The sequence below is a fragment of the Aliirhizobium wenxiniae genome (assembly GCF_019511445.1).
Taxonomy (GTDB): domain Bacteria; phylum Pseudomonadota; class Alphaproteobacteria; order Rhizobiales; family Rhizobiaceae; genus Neorhizobium; species Neorhizobium wenxiniae_A.
Map to the genome: position 1 here is coordinate 48,542 of NZ_JAEUAN010000002.1, position 19,948 is coordinate 68,489.

General features: G+C 60.7%; 11 protein-coding genes. All 11 read left to right on the top strand.

The window, feature by feature from the left end; all coding sequences use genetic code 11:
* Window positions 1-220: 220 nt before the first annotated feature.
* The 11 genes from JNB91_RS02505 to JNB91_RS02555 all read left to right on the top strand — a co-directional run bounded on the left by JNB91_RS02505 (window position 221) and on the right by JNB91_RS02555 (window position 19,942).
* Window positions 221-3,574 (top strand): transglutaminase family protein, encoded by a 3,354-nt coding sequence (locus tag JNB91_RS02505; protein WP_220323944.1) that lies wholly within the window; start codon window positions 221-223, stop codon window positions 3,572-3,574.
* Window positions 3,575-3,610: 36 nt separating this feature from the next.
* Window positions 3,611-6,001: a circularly permuted type 2 ATP-grasp protein gene (locus tag JNB91_RS02510; RefSeq protein ID WP_220324251.1), complete on the top strand. Its 2,391-nt coding sequence runs from the start codon at window positions 3,611-3,613 to the stop codon at window positions 5,999-6,001.
* 21 nt (window positions 6,002-6,022) lie between these two features.
* Window positions 6,023-6,901 (top strand): transglutaminase family protein, encoded by an 879-nt coding sequence (locus JNB91_RS02515; RefSeq protein WP_220323945.1) that lies wholly within the window; start codon window positions 6,023-6,025, stop codon window positions 6,899-6,901.
* Window positions 6,902-7,033: 132 nt separating this feature from the next.
* A complete protein-coding gene (locus JNB91_RS02520; RefSeq protein ID WP_220323946.1) occupies window positions 7,034-7,972 on the top strand; it encodes a TadE/TadG family type IV pilus assembly protein in 939 nt (312 codons plus the stop codon).
* Window positions 7,973-8,186: 214 nt separating this feature from the next.
* Complete coding sequence (locus tag JNB91_RS02525; RefSeq protein ID WP_220323947.1) at window positions 8,187-10,649, top strand: glycogen/starch/alpha-glucan phosphorylase; 2,463 nt, start codon at window positions 8,187-8,189, stop codon at window positions 10,647-10,649.
* Window positions 10,649-12,865, top strand: a complete 2,217-nt coding sequence (glgB, locus tag JNB91_RS02530; protein WP_220323948.1) for a 1,4-alpha-glucan branching protein GlgB — start codon at window positions 10,649-10,651, stop codon at window positions 12,863-12,865. The genes JNB91_RS02525 and glgB overlap by 1 nt, the downstream gene beginning before the upstream one ends.
* A 13-nt stretch (window positions 12,866-12,878) precedes the next feature.
* The gene (glgC, locus tag JNB91_RS02535; protein ID WP_220323949.1) at window positions 12,879-14,144 is read left to right on the top strand and encodes a glucose-1-phosphate adenylyltransferase; all 1,266 of its coding nucleotides are present in this window, start codon (window positions 12,879-12,881) and stop codon (window positions 14,142-14,144) included.
* The gene (gene glgA / locus JNB91_RS02540) at window positions 14,144-15,601 is read left to right on the top strand and encodes a glycogen synthase GlgA (RefSeq protein ID WP_220323950.1); all 1,458 of its coding nucleotides are present in this window, start codon (window positions 14,144-14,146) and stop codon (window positions 15,599-15,601) included. The genes glgC and glgA overlap by 1 nt, the downstream gene beginning before the upstream one ends.
* A gap of 2 nt (window positions 15,602-15,603) precedes the next feature.
* Window positions 15,604-17,232 (top strand): alpha-D-glucose phosphate-specific phosphoglucomutase, encoded by a 1,629-nt coding sequence (locus JNB91_RS02545; RefSeq protein ID WP_220323951.1) that lies wholly within the window; start codon window positions 15,604-15,606, stop codon window positions 17,230-17,232.
* 227 nt (window positions 17,233-17,459) lie between these two features.
* Window positions 17,460-19,403, top strand: coding sequence for a glycogen debranching protein GlgX (gene glgX / locus JNB91_RS02550; protein WP_220323952.1), 1,944 nt, complete (start codon window positions 17,460-17,462; stop codon window positions 19,401-19,403).
* 53 nt (window positions 19,404-19,456) lie between these two features.
* Window positions 19,457-19,942 (top strand): MaoC family dehydratase, encoded by a 486-nt coding sequence (locus JNB91_RS02555; protein ID WP_220323953.1) that lies wholly within the window; start codon window positions 19,457-19,459, stop codon window positions 19,940-19,942.
* Window positions 19,943-19,948 lie beyond the last annotated feature (6 nt).

Consider the following 19,948-nt stretch of genomic DNA (forward strand, 5'->3'; position numbering starts at 1 on the left):
GGCAGAATTGGAAGAACGCGCTGCCACAAATCGATCTCGCCCTGTTTCGTCCAAGCGATAACCACGCAATCGTCCTTGCTTTCTTCTTCCGCATTGCACAAACTTAGCTTCAATAGTGATGCACCGGCCCGCTTAACGAGGCCGAAAAACAGCATCCGCGGGAACGCCCCGACAAGGGGGAAAACGGGAGCGCCCGGATAAGGGCATTCGAAGGGACAGCATGTCGATCAAGGCAAGCATCTATCATCTCACCCATTACATCTACGACAAGCCCGTCCGCCTCGGACCCCAGATCATCCGCCTGAAACCCGCCGCCCATTCGCGCACCAAAGTGCTGTCGCATTCGCTGAAGGTCACGCCGGAAAACCATTTCGTAAACCTGCAGCAGGATCCTTACGGCAATTATCTTGCGCGGTTCGTCTTCCCGGACCCGGTCACCGAGTTCAAGATCGAGGTCGATCTCGTCGCCGACATGACGGTCTACAATCCCTTCGATTTCTTCGTCGAAGAGGAAGCCACCAAATGGCCGTTCAAATATCCTGAAGAGCTGATCGAGGATCTGTCGATCTACATGATCCCTGAACCGCCAGGCCCCGCCCTGGTCGAGTATCTGAAGAATTTCGACATGTCGCCGGACCAGCCGACGGTCGATATGATCGTCGGCATCAATGCGCGGCTGCAGCAGGCCATCAGCTATGTTATCCGCATGGAACCCGGCGTCCAGACACCGGAAGAGACGCTGACGGCGGCACTCGGCTCCTGCCGCGATACGAGCTGGCTGCTGGTCCAGATCCTGCGCAATCTCGGCTTCGCCACCCGCTTCGTCTCCGGCTACCTCATCCAGCTCACGCCCGACCTGAAGGCACTCGATGGCCCTTCCGGCACGGAAGTGGATTTCACCGACCTGCATGCCTGGTGCGAAGTCTATCTTCCCGGAGCCGGCTGGATCGGCCTCGATCCGACCTCCGGCCTCCTGACCGGCGAGAGCCACATCCCGCTCGCCGCAACGCCGCATTACCGCAATGCCGCGCCGATCTCCGGCGGTTATTTCGGCGAGGCCGAAACATCCTTCGACTTCGCGATGAACGTTGCCCGCGTCGCCGAACATCCGCGCATCACCAAGCCGTTTTCCGATGAGAGCTGGGACGCGTTGAACGAACTCGGCGAAGAGGTGGACCGGGTACTTTTGGCGCAGGACGTACGCCTCACCATGGGTGGCGAGCCGACCTTCGTCTCCATCGACGATTTCGAATCCGACGAATGGAACACAGGTGCCGTCGGCCCCACCAAGCGGGAAAAGGCGGACATCCTGATCCGTCGACTGCGCGAAAAATTCGCCCCCGGTGGCTTCCTGCATTATGGTCAGGGCAAATGGTACCCGGGAGAAAGCCTGCCTCGCTGGACCTTCTCGCTCTATTGGCGCAAGGACGGCAGGCCTATCTGGCAGAACCCGGACCTCGTCGCACAGGAAGGCAGTGACAACGGCGTCAGCGAAGACGACTCGCAGAACTTTCTGACCGCCTTGGCCGGTGAACTCGGCATCGAAGCCGACATGGTGATGCCGGCCTATGAAGATCCCGCCGAATGGATCATCAAGGAAGGCTCGCTGCCGGACAATGTCGATCCGTCCAATTCAAAACTCAAGGACCCGGAAGAGCGCAACCGCATCGCCCGCGTTTTCGAGCGCGGGCTTACAAAGCCGACTGGCCACGTCCTGCCCGTTCAGGCATGGAATGCGCAGGCCAGCGGCTCACCCATCAGCCGCCGATGGATCAGCGAGAAATGGCGCACCCGCCGCGGCCGCATCTTTCTCGTTCCCGGCGACAGCCCCGTCGGTTACCGCCTGCCGCTCGGCACCCTGCCCTATATTCCACCCTCGCAGTTTCCCTACATCCATGAAGCCGATCCATCGATCCCGCGCGGCGCGCTGCCGGATACGTTCGTGCCCGCCGGGCATGCGACCCAAGGCCGAGCCATGCCGGAATCTTCCTTCAAGGCGGGAGACCCGACTAATCTCGGTCGCGTAGAGCAGACACTCGGCGAGATCGGCGGCGCGGTGCGCACGGCCATCTCCGTGGAGCCGCGCGATGGCCGTCTTTGCGTTTTCATGCCGCCTGTCGAGCGGATCGAGGACTATCTCGAACTGATCGCCGCCGCCGAAAATGCCGCCGCCAAGCTGGGATTGCCGGTCCATATCGAAGGCTACGCACCACCGCATGACGAGCGCCTCAACGTCATCCGCGTCGCCCCCGATCCAGGCGTGATCGAGGTCAACATCCATCCGGCCTCAAGCTGGAAGGAAACCGTCGACATCACCACCGCGATCTATGAGGAGGCCCGCCAGAGCCGTCTCGGCGCCGACAAGTTCATGATCGACGGTCGCCACACCGGCACCGGCGGCGGCAACCATGTCGTGGTCGGCGGCGCCAACCCGAATGACAGCCCGTTCCTGCGCCGCCCGGACCTGTTGAAAAGCCTCGTGCTCCACTGGCAGCGCCACCCGTCACTGTCCTATCTCTTCTCCGGCCTGTTCATCGGCCCGACCTCTCAGGCACCCCGCATCGATGAAGCCCGCCACGACAGCCTTTACGAGCTGGAAATCGCGCTCGCCCAGGTTCCCGCTCCCGGCCAGGGCGTGCCGCCGCTTCCATGGCTGGTCGACCGCCTGTTCCGCAACCTCTTGACCGATGTCACCGGCAACACTCACCGTTCGGAAATCTGCATCGACAAGCTGTTTTCGCCGGATGGCCCGACCGGTCGCCTCGGCCTTGTCGAATTCCGCGGTTTCGAAATGCCGCCGAATGCCCGCATGTCGCTCGCCCAGCAGCTTCTGGTACGCGCCCTCATCGCCCGGTTCTGGAAGAACCCGGCTCAGGGCAAGTTTGTCCGTTGGGGCACGGCGCTCGCCGACCGTTTCATGCTTGGCCATCATGTCTGGGCCGATTTCATCGATGTGCTGCAGGACCTCCGCGAAAACGGCTTCGACCTGCGTCCCGAATGGTTCGAGGCGCAGCTGGAATTCCGCTTCCCCTTCTTCGGCGAGGTGGACTACGAAGGCGCCAAGCTGGAACTCAGGCAGGCGCTGGAGCCCTGGCATGTCATGGGCGAACAGGGCGCGATCGGCGGCACCGTGCGCTACGTCGACAGTTCGGTCGAGCGGCTTCAGGTGAGGTTGGAGACCTCCAACCCGTCGCGCTACACCGTCACCTGCAACGGTCGCGCCGTGCCATTGAAGCAAACCGGCCAGTCCGATGTCTCGGTCGCCGGCGTGCGGTTCAAGGCATGGCAGCCGGCCTCCGGCCTGCATCCCGTGCTGCCGGTTAACACGCCGCTTACATTCGATATTTATGATACATGGTCTGGCCGCGCGATTGGCGGCTGCAGATATCATGTTGCGCATCCGGGCGGCCGCAATTATGAAACCTTCCCGGTGAACGGCAACGAGGCGGAAGCGCGGCGTCTGGCGCGATTCGAGCCCTGGGGTCACACGGCAGGATTTTATCCCTTGATGCCGGAGACGCCTTCGCCCGAATTCCCCCTGACGCTCGATCTCCGCCGGCCGCAAGGAGTATGACGCGAATTGACGACTGGCACGGCGAGCGAACGACGCATGGATGAGGAGATCGAACACGATCCGATCCTCGGTTATGCCGCGCTCCCCGGCGTGGCCGACGAGATGCTCGATGCCAAGGGCGAGATCAAGCCTGTCTGGCAAAACCTCATCGCCCATCTGAGCCGCCTGTCGGAAGGCGATCTTTACGAGCGTTTCGCCCGCGCCGACCGTTATCTGCGCGATGCCGGCGTTTTCTACCGCACCTATGGCGGCACCGGCCCCGGCGGCACCGGCGAGCGCAACTGGCCGCTCTCCCATATCCCGGTCCTGATCCAGGAAGACGAGTGGCAGAATATCTCTCGCGGACTGCAGCAGCGTGCCGACCTGCTCGAGGCGATGATTGCCGACATCTATGGTGAAAACCGGCTGGTGCAGGAAGGTTTTCTGCCACCGCAACTGATCGCCGCCAATCCTGAATTCCTGCGCCCGCTCGTCGGCGTAAAGCCGGTCGGCGGCCATTACCTGCATTTCTGTTCCTTCGAGATCGGCCGCGGTCCGGATGGCAACTGGTGGGTTCTGGCCGATCGCACCCAGGCGCCGTCGGGTGCAGGCTTCGCGCTGGAAAACCGCGTCGCCACCACCCGCGCCTTCTCCGATATCTATGGCGAAACCCACGTCCATCGCCTCGCCTCCTTCTTCGGCGCCTTCCGCGATGCGTTGCAATCGCGCAAGCAATACCCGGATGACCGGATCGCCGTCCTCTCGCCCGGCCCCGCCAACGAGACCTATTTCGAACACGCCTATATCGCCCGCTATCTCGGCTTCATGCTGCTCGAAGGCGAGGATCTGACCGTCGTCAACAACCGCGTCATGGTCCGCACCGTTGCCGGTTTAAAGCCGGTCGGCGTGCTATGGCGTCGCCTCGATGCATCCTATGCCGACCCGCTGGAACTCGACCAGAATTCGCATATCGGCACGCCCGGCATGGTGCAGGCGCTGCGCTCCGGCTCGCTGACTTTGGTCAACGCGCTTGGCTCCGGCATTCTGGAAACCCGAGCGCTTCTCGCCTTTGCCCCCACCATCTGCCGCCGTCTGCTCGGTGAAGACCCGATCCTGCCGTCGATCGCCACATGGTGGTGCGGCCAGCAATCCGAGCGCGAGCATGTGGCGAAGAATATCGAGCGCATGGTCATCGGCCCCGCCTATTCCCGGCTGCCTTTCTTCGACGACAACAGCCAGTCCGTACTCGGCTCGTCGCTGCGCGAGACCGCGAAGGACACGGTCGGCGACTGGCTGGCGAGCGAAGGTGCAAAACTCGTCGGCCAGGAAGTCGTCACCCTTTCGACGACGCCGACCTGGGTCGATGGCAAGCTGACGCCGCGGCCGATGTCGTTGCGCGTCTTTGCTGCCCGTACCGAAAACGGCTGGGAAATCATGCCCGGCGGCTTTGCCCGCATCGGCACCGGCGATGATGTTGCCGCGATCGCCATGCAGTCGGGCGGGGCTGCCGCCGACGTCTGGATCGTCTCCGACAAGCCGGTGTCGAAATCGACCCTGCTGCCGCCGGAAGAGAGCTTTACCCGTAACATGCCGGGCTCGCTGCCGAGCCGCGCCGCCGATAATCTCTACTGGCTCGGCCGTTATATCGAACGCGCCGAAGGCGCCTTGCGCATCCTGCGTTCCTGGCATCTGCGTTACGCGGAATCGGCAGATCCGAATGCGCCTCTGCTTGCCGATGTGACCCGCTACCTGAAGTCGGTCGATATGGACATGGTCAAAGCCGTGCCCGAACCGCTACTTCAAAACATCAACAGCGCCATCTATTCCGCCAGCAATATCCGCGACCGTTTTTCGCCCGATGGCTGGCTGGCCTTGACCGATCTGGCGAAGACCGCCAAGCGCTTCCATGAAGCGGCTCAACCGGGTGATGATGCAGCCCATGCAGCAACCATCCTGTTGCGCAAGCTCGCAGGCTTTGCCGGTCTCGTGCATGAAAACATGTATCGCTTCACCGGCTGGCGTTTCTTGTCCATCGGCCGCCATCTGGAACGCGGCCTGCACATGACGCGCATGCTCGCCCACCTCTCCGGCCCGGATGCACCCGATGGCGCGCTCGACATGCTGCTTGAGATCGGCGACAGCGTCATGACCCACCGCCGCCGCTACAACGTCAACACGGCGCGCCTGACGGTCAACGACCTGCTCGCACTCGATCCGCTCAACCCGCGCTCGATCCTGTTCCAGCTGAACGAGATCCGCACCGAGGTGGAAAAACTGCCGAACGCCTACGACAACGGCCAGATGTCACCCTTCTATCGCGAGGCCATGCGCCTTCATTCGGGGCTTGCGGTGATGACGCCGGAGACGATGAACGAGGATGTCTATCGCAGGCTGGAAAAGGATCTGGAGAACCTCTCCGATCTTCTCGGCCGAACCTATTGCAGTTGAGTTGGAAGGGAGGAACGACGAATGCTCTACGACCTCTCTCTCCACATGGGTTATGCCTACGATGTGCCGGCTTCCGGCGCGCGCCATGTCATCCGGCTCCTGCCGCTATCGCTCCCAGACCGCCAGCGCCTGATCGCAGGTTCCGTCACCGTCTCGCCGGCAACTGATGAAAAGGTCACCTTCATCGACTTTTTCGGCCAGCAGGCGACATCCATTCTCGTCCGAGCCCCGCATGACCGGCTGGATATCCGCATGCAGGCCCGCGTCATGGTCGACGCCCCGACGATGACGGCGGATCTGTCGCCCCCGCTCGATGTGCTGCGCAAGGAGCTGACCGACATCTGGTCTATCGACCCGTCCTCGCCCCATCATCTGACTGCCGCCAGCCCGAGACTGCCCGACGAGCCGTCGATCGCGGCCTATGCGCGCGAAACCGTGAAGCCGGGCCAGACCGTGCGTGAGATCGCTGCCGCGCTCTGCACCCGCATCCACAATGATTTCAAATACGATCCCGAGGCAACGACTGTCGACACCACGCCGAAGGAAGCCTTCAAGCTGAAACGCGGGGTCTGCCAGGATTTCTCCCATGTGATGATCGTGGCGCTCAGGAGCCTCGGCATCCCGGCAGGCTATGTCTCCGGCTTTTTGCGCACCATCCCGCCGCCGGGCAAGGAGCGGCTTGAGGGGGCGGATGCCATGCATGCCTGGGTGCGCATCTGGTGCGGCGATGCTTTGGGTTACATCGAATTCGACCCGACCAACGACATGCCCGCCGGCAGCGACCACATCGTCGTCGGCTACGGCCGCGACTATTCCGACGTCGCCCCCGTCATCGGCGTGCTCAAAGGTTACGGAAATCAAAAGGCCGATCAGGCAGTTGACGTAATTCCGGTCAAGTAGCCCCGTTTTGGCGCTGATTTCGACCGATCGCTAAAATGCGATGCTTTTCATTAAGCCGTCATGCAGAGCTCTTGCTGCATTAGACCATTAGAACGGTCGAAAGTGCGGCCGTAGTCAGGGACGGCGAGCATCATGGCCATTTTAAAGCGTTTTGCAGACGATCGCGGCGGTAATTTCGGAATCATGACGGCACTCATCATGGTTCCGCTTCTTCTCGCGGGAGGCAGCGTCCTCGACGTGAGCACGGCCTATACCCAGCGAACGAATATGCAGGGTATTGCTGACGCCGCTGCACTTGCTGGTGGCGCGGTATATGATGGCACCAACAGTGCCGCGGCTATCGCCAAAGCTGAAGCGTTCCTCAAAGGATATAAGGCCAAACTTCCCACTGGGGCGACCTATAGCGTTACGATGACCGGTCAAAACGTCAATGTCAGCATCGAGGGAAAATCAGCCAACAGCGTGATGCAACTCGCAGGCATTTCGAACATTGATGTGGGCGTGACTTCGCAAGCGATTGCTCCTCTCAAGCCGAAGACCATCAATTTCACGCCGACACAGGCGCAGGGCTGGTACTGGAAGAAGGTGACAATCCGCGTCGTCAGGCCGAACAGCACTAAGGAAGAAACGATAGGTACGGTAACCTACCAGCCAGTCACCCGTGACGATGGCGGCCAGGGCACGATGACTGTCAGCCCGAGTGGCGTCTTGAATCTCGGCAAATATACCAAGCTGGTCCTGCAGATGGACATCAAGAACGACAGCTGCCCAACCGGAGAACGGCTGTATCTCTCTGGATCGAACGTCTATTGCTACAAGACGGATCTTGCACAATACGCCAAATACGATCTGACCCTGCGCACAGACAACCCGGATACAAGCCACTACCTTTTCGTTGAAGGTAAGCAATTGCCCAAGGGCGTGACCAGCCCGCTTGATGATATCCTCATCTGCGGCAAGACTTCGAACCATGCATGGGAAGACGGCGGCGGCTTTTCGCGACAGGACTTCTTTTATACCGTCGCCACAACATGCGCGCCGGACGGCGAGTTTGTCCGTCTGACAAAGTAACAGGCCACATCCAAAAACCAAAAGCAAAGCCTCGCCCATCGCGGGGCTTTTAGCATGCCTAAAACAAAGCTCCCGCTTACCCTCCGGCAACCATATTCAACTCGCCCGTTGCAAGGCTTTCACATCGGTGCATAACTGTGCCGGTAACATTCTGCCATATCGACTGAATCGGACATTCCTCCACCCCGCTCAACCGAGAACAATTGGCGACTATATGAACAGCAAAACTCCCCCCATCGAAATTCCCTATCCGGCCCCACGCTCCTCCCGCCCCGAGATCATGGCGGAAGAGATCATCGAGCGCCTGACCTACCGCATCGGCAAGGATGCCAAGGTGGCCAAGCCCCATGACTGGCTGACGGCCACGATTCTGGTCGTCCGGGACAGGATCATCGATCGATGGATGGAGAGTACGCGACAGGCCTACCGGACAGGCCAGAAGCGCGTCTATTATCTATCTCTGGAATTCCTCATCGGCCGCCTGATGCGCGATGCGGTGAGCAACCTCGGACTGATGGCCGAAATCCGTGATGCGCTGTCGTCACTTGGCGTCGACGTCTCGGTAATCGCAGGTCTTGAACCGGATGCAGCGCTCGGCAATGGCGGCCTGGGTCGTCTCGCCGCCTGCTTCATGGAGAGCATGGCGACGGTCGACATCCCGGCCTACGGCTACGGCATTCGCTACATCCACGGCCTGTTCCGCCAGCAGATGGCAGACGGCTGGCAGGTTGAACTGCCGGAAACCTGGCTTGCTCATGGCAACCCATGGGAATTCGAGCGCCGCGAAAGCTCCTATGAAATCGGCTTCGGCGGATCAGTGGATACGGTCGGCGGTTACGAAGATACGCCACGTTATGTCTGGAAGCCGGCCGAACGCGTCATCGCCATGGCCTACGACACGCCGATCGTCGGTTGGCGCGGCAAGCGCGTCAACACGCTGCGCCTCTGGTCGGCCCAGCCGATCGATCCGATCCTGCTCGATGCCTTCAACGCCGGCGACCATATCGGCGCGCTGCGCGAAAGCAACAAGGCCGAAGCCCTGACCCGCGTCCTTTATCCGGCCGATGCCAACCCGGCCGGTCAGGAATTGCGCCTGCGCCAGGAGTTCTTCTTCTCGTCCGCATCGCTTCAGGACATTTTGCGTCGTCACCTGCAGCAATATCCGGATTTCACCAACCTTCACGAGAAGGTCTCGATCCAGCTGAACGACACCCATCCGGCCGTCTCGATCGGCGAGTTGATGCGTCTGCTCGTCGATATTCACGGCATGGATTTCGACCTCTCCTGGGAAATCGTCCGCCAGACCTTCTCATACACCAACCACACGCTTCTTCCCGAAGCGCTGGAAACCTGGCCGGTTCCGCTTTTCGAACGCCTTCTGCCGCGCCACATGCAGATCGTTTATGCGATCAACGCAAAAATCCTGCTGGAAGCCCGCAAGGAAAAGCGCTTCTCCGACACGCAGGTCCGCGCGATCTCGCTGATCGATGAAGGCGGCGAGCGAAGGGTGCGCATGGGCAACCTCGCCTTTGTCGGCTCCCATTCGATCAATGGCGTCTCGGCGCTGCATACCGATCTGATGAAGGTAACGGTCTTTGCCGACCTTCACACGCTTTATCCGACCCGCATCAACAACAAGACCAACGGCATCACCCCTCGCCGCTGGCTGATGCAGTGCAATCCCGGCCTCACCTCGCTGATCCGCGAGGCGATCGGCGACAAGTTCCTCGATGATACCGAAGCGCTGGTGGAGCTGGACAAGTTCGCCGACGACGCAAGCTTCCAGGAAAAATTCGCGGCGGTGAAGCGGGCGAACAAGGTGACGCTGACCAATCTCGTCGGCAGCCGCATGGGCATCAGGCTCGATCCGTCGGCGCTGTTCGACATCCAGATCAAGCGTATCCACGAATACAAGCGCCAGCTTCTCAACATTGTCGAAGCGGTCGCGCTTTACGACCAGATCCGCTCGCACCCGGAACTGGATTGGGTGCCGCGTGTAAAACTCTTCGCCGGCAAGGCGGCGCCGAGCTATCACAACGCCAAGCTGATCATCAAACTGGCCAATGACGTCGCCCGCGTCATCAACAACGATCCGTCGGTGCGCGGCCTGCTGAAAGTCGTCTTCGTTCCGAACTACAACGTCTCGCTGGCGGAAACCATCGTGCCCGCCGCCGACCTGTCGGAACAGATCTCCACCGCCGGCATGGAAGCATCCGGCACGGGCAACATGAAGTTCGGCCTGAACGGCGCGCTCACGATCGGCACTCTTGACGGCGCCAATGTCGAGATGCGTGAACATGTCGGCGACGACAATATCGTCATCTTCGGCCTGACGGCGGATGAAGTGGCGAAAGTGCGCTCGGACGGGCATAATCCACGTGCACTGATCGAGCAGTCGCCCGAACTGGCCCAGGCGCTGAACGCGATTGCCTCCGGCGTTTTCTCGCCTGACGACCGATCGCGTTTCCAGGAACTGATCGACGGCATCTATAACCACGACTGGTTCATGGTCGCCGCCGACTTCGATGCCTATGCTGCGGCACAGCGCACTGTTGACCAAATCTGGACAGACCCTAAATCCTGGTATTCAAAGACAATTCGCAATACCGCCCGGATGGGCTGGTTCTCTTCGGACCGCACAATCCGCCAGTACGCGTCGGAAATCTGGAGAGCCTGATGACAAAATCGCCGAGTGCGCTCGATGACGGGAGAGCTCCTGGAGAAATCCCGTTGTCCGAGATCGAGGCGATTTTGGCAGGCAGGCATACGAACCCTTTCGCCGTGCTTGGGCTTCACAAGCTCGGCGAAAAATACCGTGCCCGCTGCTTTATCCCCGGTGCCGAAGAGGTCACGGTGCTTTCGCTGAGCGGCGCAGAGCTTGGCGAACTGACCTGCCGCCACGAGGCAGGATATTTTGAAGGCCTTGTCGAGGCTGCCCAGCTACAGCCGATCCGCTATCGCGCCCAGCGCGGCGATGTTGAATGGGCGGTGACCGACCCCTATTCTTTCGGGCCGGTTCTCGGGCCCATGGACGATTACCTTTTGCGCGAAGGCTCGCATCTGCGCCTTTTCGACAAGATGGGCGCCCATCCGATCCGCCACGAAGGCGTTGACGGCTTTCACTTCGCCGTCTGGGCGCCGAATGCACGGCGCGTCTCCGTCGTCGGCGAATTCAACAACTGGGACGGCCGCCGCCATGTGATGCGGCTGCGCCAGGATACCGGCATCTGGGAGATTTTCGCACCCGATGTCCGTGCAGGATCAGCCTACAAATTCGAGATCATCGGCAAGGATGGCAAACTGCAGCCGCTGAAGGCCGATCCGTTTGCACGGCGCGCCGAAATGCGACCGAAAACCGCCTCGGTAACGGCAGCGGAACTGGCCCAGGAATGGGAAGACGACGCACACCGTGAATTCTGGGAAAAGGCCGACCATCGCCGCCAGCCGATCACCATCTATGAAGTCCATGCCGGTTCATGGCAGCGCCGCGAGGACGGCACATTCCTCTCCTGGGACGAACTCGCCTCGCGCCTGATCCCTTACTGTGTCGACATGGGCTTCACCCATATCGAGTTCCTGCCGATCACCGAACACCCTTATGATCCCTCATGGGGTTACCAGACGACCGGCCTTTACGCCCCCTCCGCCCGGTTCGGCGAGCCGGAAGGTTTTGCCCGTTTCGTCAACGGCTGCCACAAGGTCGGCATCGGCGTCATCCTCGACTGGGTACCGGCACACTTCCCGACCGACGCTCACGGTCTGCGCGATTTCGACGGAACCGCGCTTTATGAACACGCCGATCCGCGTCAGGGCTATCACCCCGACTGGAACACCGCGATCTACAATTTCGGCCGCGTCGAGGTCCTGTCCTATCTGATCAACAACGCGCTCTATTGGGCCGAAAAATACCATCTCGATGGCCTGCGCGTCGATGCCGTCGCCTCGATGCTTTATCTGGATTATTCCCGCCGCGAGGGCGAATGGATCCCGAATGAATATGGTGGCCGGGAAAATCTGGAATCGGTCCGCTTCCTGCAGAAGATGAACTCGCTCTCCTACGGCGCGCATCCAGGCGTCATGACGATCGCCGAGGAATCGACCTCATGGCCCAAGGTTTCGGCCCCCGTCCATGAAGGCGGGCTTGGCTTCGGCTTCAAGTGGAACATGGGTTTCATGCATGACACGCTGAGCTATCTCGCCCGCGAGCCGATCCACCGCAAGCACCACCACAACGCCATCACCTTCGGCCTCGTCTACGCTTTCGCCGAAAACTTCGTCCTGCCCTTGAGCCATGACGAAGTGGTTCACGGCAAGGGTTCGCTGATCGCCAAGATGGCCGGTGACGACTGGCAGAAATTTGCCAACCTGCGCGCCTATTACGGCTTCATGTGGGGTTATCCGGGCAAGAAGCTGCTGTTCATGGGCCAGGAATTTGCCCAGTGGAGCGAATGGAGCGAGAGCAAGTCCCTCGACTGGAACCTGCTCAGCTATCACCCGCATGAAGGCATGCGCCGCCTCGTTCGCGATCTCAATTTCTGTTACCGCTCCAAACCCGCCCTGCACGCGCGCGATTGCGAGGGTGAAGGGTTTCGCTGGCTGATCGTCGATGACGCCGACAATTCCGTCTTTGCCTGGCTGCGCATGGCGCCTGGCGAAAAGCCGGTGGCTGTCATCACCAATTTCACCCCGGTCTATCGCCAGAACTACAGGCTTCCTTTGCCCCATGCCGGGAAATGGCGGGAAGTGCTCAATACCGACGCCGAAATCTATGGCGGCAGCGGCAAGGGCAATGGCGGCAAGGTTCAGGCCGTGGATGCGGGAGGAAGCATCTGGGCAGACGTGACATTGCCGCCTTTGGCGACGATCATGCTGGAATTTGCAGACAAGGCATAAGGGAGGGAGAACCATGAACGACAAGCAACGCATCCAGCCTCTGTCACGCGACGCCATGGCCTATGTTCTGGCCGGTGGTCGCGGCAGCCGCCTGAAGGAACTGACCGACCGGCGCGCCAAGCCCGCCGTCTATTTCGGCGGCAAGGCCCGCATCATCGATTTCGCGCTTTCCAACGCGCTGAATTCCGGTATCCGCCGTATCGGTGTCGCCACCCAGTACAAGGCCCACTCGCTGATCCGCCATATGCAGCGCGGCTGGAACTTCTTCCGCCCCGAGCGCAACGAGAGCTTCGACATCCTGCCCGCCTCCCAGCGCGTCTCCGAAACGCAGTGGTATGAAGGCACGGCCGACGCCGTTTACCAGAACATCGATATCATCGAGGGTTATGCACCCGAATACATGGTCATCCTCGCCGGCGACCACGTCTACAAGATGGACTACGAGTTGATGCTGCAGCAGCACGTCAATTCCGGCGCAGACGTCACCGTCGGCTGCCTGGAAGTACCGCGCATGGAAGCGACCGGCTTCGGCGTCATGCATGTCGATGAGAAGGACCAGATCATCGATTTCGTCGAAAAGCCGGCCGATCCTCCGGGCATTCCCGGCAATAAGAATTTTGCCCTCGCCTCGATGGGCATCTACGTCTTCCACACGAAATTCCTGATCGACGCCCTCAAGCGCGATGCAGAGACCGCCGGTTCCAGCCGCGATTTCGGCAAGGACATCATCCCCTATATCGTCGAGCACGGTAAGGCCGTCGCTCACCGTTTTGCCGACAGCTGCGTCCGCTCCGATTATGAGCGCGAACCTTACTGGCGCGATGCCGGCACGATCGACGCCTATTGGCAGGCCAATGTCGACCTGACAGAAATCGTCCCCGGCCTCGATCTCTACGACAAGTCCTGGCCGATCTGGACCTATGCGGAAATCACCGCACCGGCGAAATTCGTCCATGACGATGAAAACCGCCGAGGCTCCGCTACCTCGTCAGTCATCTCCGGTGACTGCATCATCTCCGGCTCGTCGCTCAACAAGAGCCTGCTTTTCACCGGCGTGCGTGCAAACTCCTATTCGAAACTCGACGGCGCGGTCGTGCTGCCGAATGTCCGTATCGGCCGCCGCGCCCAGCTTCGTGATGTTGTCATCGACCATGGTGTAACCATTCCGGAAGGTCTGATTGTCGGCGAGGATCCCGAACTCGACGCCAAGCGCTTCCGTCGCACCGAAAGTGGCATTTGCCTCATCACGCAGAAAATGATCGACAAGTTGGATTTGTGATGCAGGTTCTTTCGGTCGCTTCCGAAGTCTATCCTCTGGTCAAGACGGGCGGGCTGGCCGATGTGGCCGGCGCGCTACCGCTGGCGCTCGGCAAACAGGGCGTTGCGGTGAAAACGCTGATGCCCGGCTACCCCGCCGTCATGCGCATTGCCGGAAACGCGATCCTCAGGCGGACCTTTCCTGACCTGCTCGGCACCGAGGCACGTATCCTCGAGATCGAATATCAGGGACTTGATCTTCTGATCCTCGATTGTCCCGAACTTTTCGATCGCGAGGGCGGCCCCTATCTCGATGTGACCGGCAAGGATTACCCGGACAACTGGAAACGCTTTGCAGCCCTGTCGAAAGTCGGGGCAATCATCGCGCAACAGGGATTGACCGGCGACCCAGGCGGCTGGAAACCGGACCTCGTGCATGTGCATGACTGGCAGGCAGCCATGGTGCCGGCCTTCATGCGTTATGCGAACGAGCCGGAAGTGCCGAGCCTGCTCACCATCCACAATATCGCCTTCCAGGGCATTTTCGGCGCAGACATCTTTCCCGGGCTGGAACTGCCGCCGCACGCCTTTTCCATCGATGGCGTCGAATATTTCGGCAATGTCGGCTTCCTGAAGGCAGGATTGCAGGCAAGCTGGGCGATTTCGACGGTGAGCCCCTCCTATGCGGAAGAAATCCTGACGCCGGAATACGGCATGGGGCTGGAAGGCCTGCTGCAATATCGCGCCTCTGATCTTGCCGGCATCGTCAATGGCATCGATACCGACGTCTGGGACCCGCAAACCGATCGGATGCTGGCCGCCCCCTATTCCGCCGCAGCCCTGAACACACGCGAGACAAACAAGCGACTGGTATCCGATCGCTTTGCCCTCGAACCGGGCGACGGCCCGCTCTTCTGTGTCGTCTCACGTCTGACCGAACAGAAAGGCATGGACCTTCTCGCCGCTTCGATCGACGATCTCGTCATCCAGGGCGCCCGCCTCGCCGTGCTCGGCTCTGGCGACAAGCTGCTGGAAGACACGTTCCATGCCGCCGCGACCCGCCATCCCGGCAAGGTCGGCGTCATTGCCGCCTATGACGAGCCGCTCTCCCATATGATGCAGGCAGGCTGCGACGCGATCGTCATTCCCTCGCGTTTCGAACCCTGCGGCCTCACCCAGCTTTATGGCCTGCGCTATGGCTGCGTGCCGATCGTATCGCGCGTCGGCGGATTGAACGATACCGTCATCGATGCCAGCCATGCAGGCCTTGCGTCGGGTGCTGCGACCGGTATTTCCTTCGGCCCCGTTACCGCTGAAAATCTCTCCCGCGCTCTTCGTCGTGCCATCCGCCTTTATAAGGACCAGAATGTCTGGACTGGTATGCAGAAGCAGGGCATGAAATCCGATGTTTCATGGAGCAGCAGCGCCGCCCTGTACGCTGATCTGTTTTCCGAAATTCTTGTACGAAAAGGCCTTTGAGCATGATCAAGACCGTTACCACCACTCCCTACCAGGATCAGAAGCCGGGAACATCCGGCCTGCGCAAGAAGGTCCCGGTCTTCGCTCAGCCGAACTATGCGGAAAATTTCATCCAGTCGATCTTCGACAGCCTCGAAGGTTTTGACGGCAAGACGCTGGTGATCGGCGGCGACGGCCGCTACTACAACCGCGAAGTCATCCAGAAGGCGATCAAGATGGCCGCAGCGGCAGGCTTCGGCAAGGTCATGGTCGGCCAGGGGGGCATTCTGTCGACGCCCGCCGCCTCCAACATCATCCGCAAGTATCACGCCTTCGGCGGCATCGTTCTTTCCGCCAGCCATAACCCCGGCGGGCCGACCGAAGATTTCGGCATCAAGTACAATATCGGCAATGGCGGCCCGGCACCGGAAAAGATAACCGACGCCATCTACGCCCGTTCCAAGGTCATCGACACCTACAAGATCGCCGATACGGCTGATCTCGACCTCGACAAGATCGGCACGTTCAAGGTTGCCGGCATGGCCGTTGAAGTCATCGACCCGGTTGCCGACTATGCCGAACTGATGGAACAGCTCTTCGATTTCGGCGCCATCCGCGCGCTTATCGCAAGCGGCGTGCGCGTCGTGATCGATTCGATGGGTGCTGTCACCGGCCCCTATGCCACGGAAATCCTCGAAAACCGCCTCGGCGCACCCGAAGGTTCGGTCCGCAACGCCACGCCACTGCCGGATTTCGGTGGTCATCACCCGGACCCGAACCTCGTTCACGCCAAGGAACTCTATGACGACGTCATGAGCAAGGACGGCCCCCATTTCGGCGCGGCCTCCGATGGTGACGGCGACCGCAACATGGTCGTCGGCAAAGGCATGTTCGTCACCCCATCCGACAGCCTCGCGATCATCGCGGCCAATGCTAAGCTCGCGCCGGGTTATGCCAAGGGCATTGCCGGCATCGCCCGCTCGATGCCGACCAGTGCCGCCGCTGACCGCGTCGCCGAAAAGCTCGGCATCGGCATGTACGAAACGCCGACCGGCTGGAAATTCTTCGGCAACCTGCTCGACGCCGGCAAGGTCACCGTCTGCGGCGAAGAAAGTTTTGGCACCGGTTCGGACCATGTGCGCGAGAAGGACGGCCTCTGGGCGGTTCTCTTCTGGCTGAACATCATGGCCGGCCGCAACGAAAGCGTCGCGGAAATCGTCAAGAGCCACTGGGCCGAATATGGCCGCAACTACTATTCCCGTCACGACTACGAAGAAGTGGATTCGGATGCCGCAAACGGCATGATGACCGCGCTGCGCGAAAAACTCGGCAACCTGCCGGGCCAGAACTTCGGTTCCCTCAAGGTCGCCGCCGCCGATGATTTTGCCTACCACGATCCGATCGACGGCTCCGTTTCGAAGAACCAGGGCGTCCGCGTCCTCTTCGAAGGCGGCAGCCGCGTCGTCTTCCGCCTGTCGGGCACCGGCACCTCGGGCGCCACTATCCGCGTCTATGTCGAACGCTACGAGCCGGACCCGGCCAAGCACGATATCGACACGCAGGTGGCGCTTGCAGATCTGATCGCCGTGGCCGACGAGATCTCTGAGCTGAAGAAGCGCTCCGGGCGTGATGCACCGACGGTGATTACGTAAGCGTCAATCGTCGAAGCCCGGAGATCGCAGATGAATTTACCTCCCTCTGCCCTGCCGAAAGCATCTCCGCGAAATGGCGACCCAACACAGATGGCAAAGTCCCCTCCCCACAAGGGGGAGGGGCTTAACAAGCCGCAACGCCACGGCTCAATTGGCGGCAGAAGATCGCGGCTGGTTTTCTCCCCCCTTGTGGGGGAGATGGCCGGCAGGCCAGAGGGGATAATCGCATGGCACAGAGCCAACCGTTGGGCGCAACCCTCACCCCGAATGGGGTCGATTTCGCCATCTGGTCCTCTTCCGCAGAAAAGATCGAACTCTGCCTGTTCGACGCCGAGAGAGGCGACCAAACCGCTAGCCACGCCATGCTTCGCGGCGCCGACAACATTCATCGCATCTCGATCGAAGGGCTCACCGCCGGTCAGCGTTACGGCTACCGCGCTTACGGCCCTTATGATCCCGACAAAGGACTGTGGTTCGATCCGTCAAAACTTCTGGTCGACCCTTACGCGAAGGAACTCGACCGTCCATTTTTGGCCGATCACGACCTCGCCACCTATCAAACCGATACCGCCAACCTCGTGCCGAGAGCGGTCGTCACCGAAGACATCGAGGCTGATATATCGGCACCGCTCCTGCCCCCCGGCGGATTCGTCTACGAGATCGCGGTCAAACCCTTCACCATCCTTCACCCCGATGTCCCGGAAGAGATCCGCGGCACGGTCGCCGCGCTTGCCCATCCCGCCATCATCGCCCACCTGCAACAGATCGGCGTCGATGCCATCGAGCTGATGCCGGTCACCGCATGGATCGACGAGCGCCATCTTCCACCGCTCGGTCTCACCAATGGCTGGGGCTACAATCCGGTCGCCTTCATGGCGCTCGATCCGCGCCTTTGCCCCGGCGGCATGGCGGAACTGCGCGAAACCGTTGCGGCATTGCACGAGGCAGGCATCGGGGTAATCCTCGACCTCGTCTTCAATCACACCGGCGAAAGCGACCGCTATGGCGCGACGCTTTCCATGCGCGGCATCGACAATCTCGCCTATTACCGCCATCTGCCGCATGAGCCGGGCACGCTGGTCAACGACACCGGCACCGGCAACACGGTCGCTGCCGATCATCCGGTCGTCCGACAACTGATCGTCGATACGCTGCGTCATTTCGTTCGTCATGCCGGTATCGATGGTTTTCGCTTCGACCTCGCCCCTGTCGTCGGTCGCACTGCAGAAGGTTTCGACCCGAATGGCGAAACTCTCACATCCATCTTGTCCGATGACTTGCTGAAGGACCGGGTATTCATCGCCGAACCCTGGGATATCGGCCCCGGAGGTTATCAACTCGGCAATTTCCCGGCCCCTTTCCTCGAATGGAACGACCGCGCCCGCGACGACATGCGCCGCTACTGGCGCGGCGATCAATGGATGACCGGAGCACTCGCCACGCGGCTTGCCGGATCGTCGGACATCTTCGAAAGATCCGGCCAGACGCGCAGCGTCAATTTCCTCGCCGCCCATGATGGCTTCACCCTGTTCGACCTCGTCTCGCATGAACACAAGCACAATGATGCCAATGGCGAGGACAACCGCGACGGCCACAACGAAAACTACTCCTGGAACAACGGCGCGGAAGGCTGGACCACCGATCCTGAGGTGCAGGAGCGCCGGCGTCGCGATGTCCGGGCGCTGCTTTCAACGCTGTTTGCCAGCCGCGGCACCATCATGCTCACCATGGGCGACGAGGCGGGCCGGTCGCAGCGCGGCAACAACAATGCCTATTGCCAGGATAACGAGATCACCTGGATGGACTGGCAGGAGCCGGATACGGAACTGGTGCGGCACACGGCGCTGCTTGCCGGCATTCGCAAACGCTTCTCCGTCTTCTCCGAAACCGGCTTCTTCACCGGCAATGGCGATATCGAATGGTTGACCCCGTCGGGCGCTCCTATGCAGGTTTCCGACTGGGAAAATGCCGACAACCGGTTGATGGGCATGGTCGTTGCGACGGTGGACCTTTCATCGGGGCGCTCGACCCGTCTTGCAATCCTCTTCAACCGGGGCCATGAAGATACTGAGTTTATTCTGCCCGGCACCGGCTGGCAGGATCTGCTCACCAATAAGCCTTGGACGAACCTCCTTCCTTCCCGCTCCGTCAGCTTCTGCCTGAAAGGGTAATGCTGCGATCTGCGGACAATAGCTAGAAAACGACGACAAGAGCGGTGTGCTGCATGCGTGAGATTTCGCTGGCCGATGTGCCGGGACTTGTGGGCCAGGAACTCGGCGTGTCCGAATGGATCACCGTCGACCAGACGATGATCAACCAGTTCGCCGATGCGACGCTCGATCATCAGTTCATTCATGTTGATCCCGAGCGCGCCGCCGCCGAAAGCCCGTTCGGCGGCACGATCGCCCATGGTTTCCTCACCCTGTCGCTGCTCTCCGCAATGAATTTCGGCACCGTGCCGAAAATCCGTGAGCAGACTATGGGCATCAATTACGGGTTTGATCGCGTCCGCTTCATGTCGCCGGTCAAATGCGGTGCGCGCGTGCGTGGGCATTTCACCCTGTCCGACTGCCGGTTTCGCGGCGGCGGCATGCTGATGACCACCTACGAGGTTTCGGTCGAGATCGAAAACGAAAAGAAACCGGCCTTGACCACCACCTGGATCACCATCGTCCAGTTCGACCCGAAGGATCGGCCCGAAGGAGTCTAATCGAAG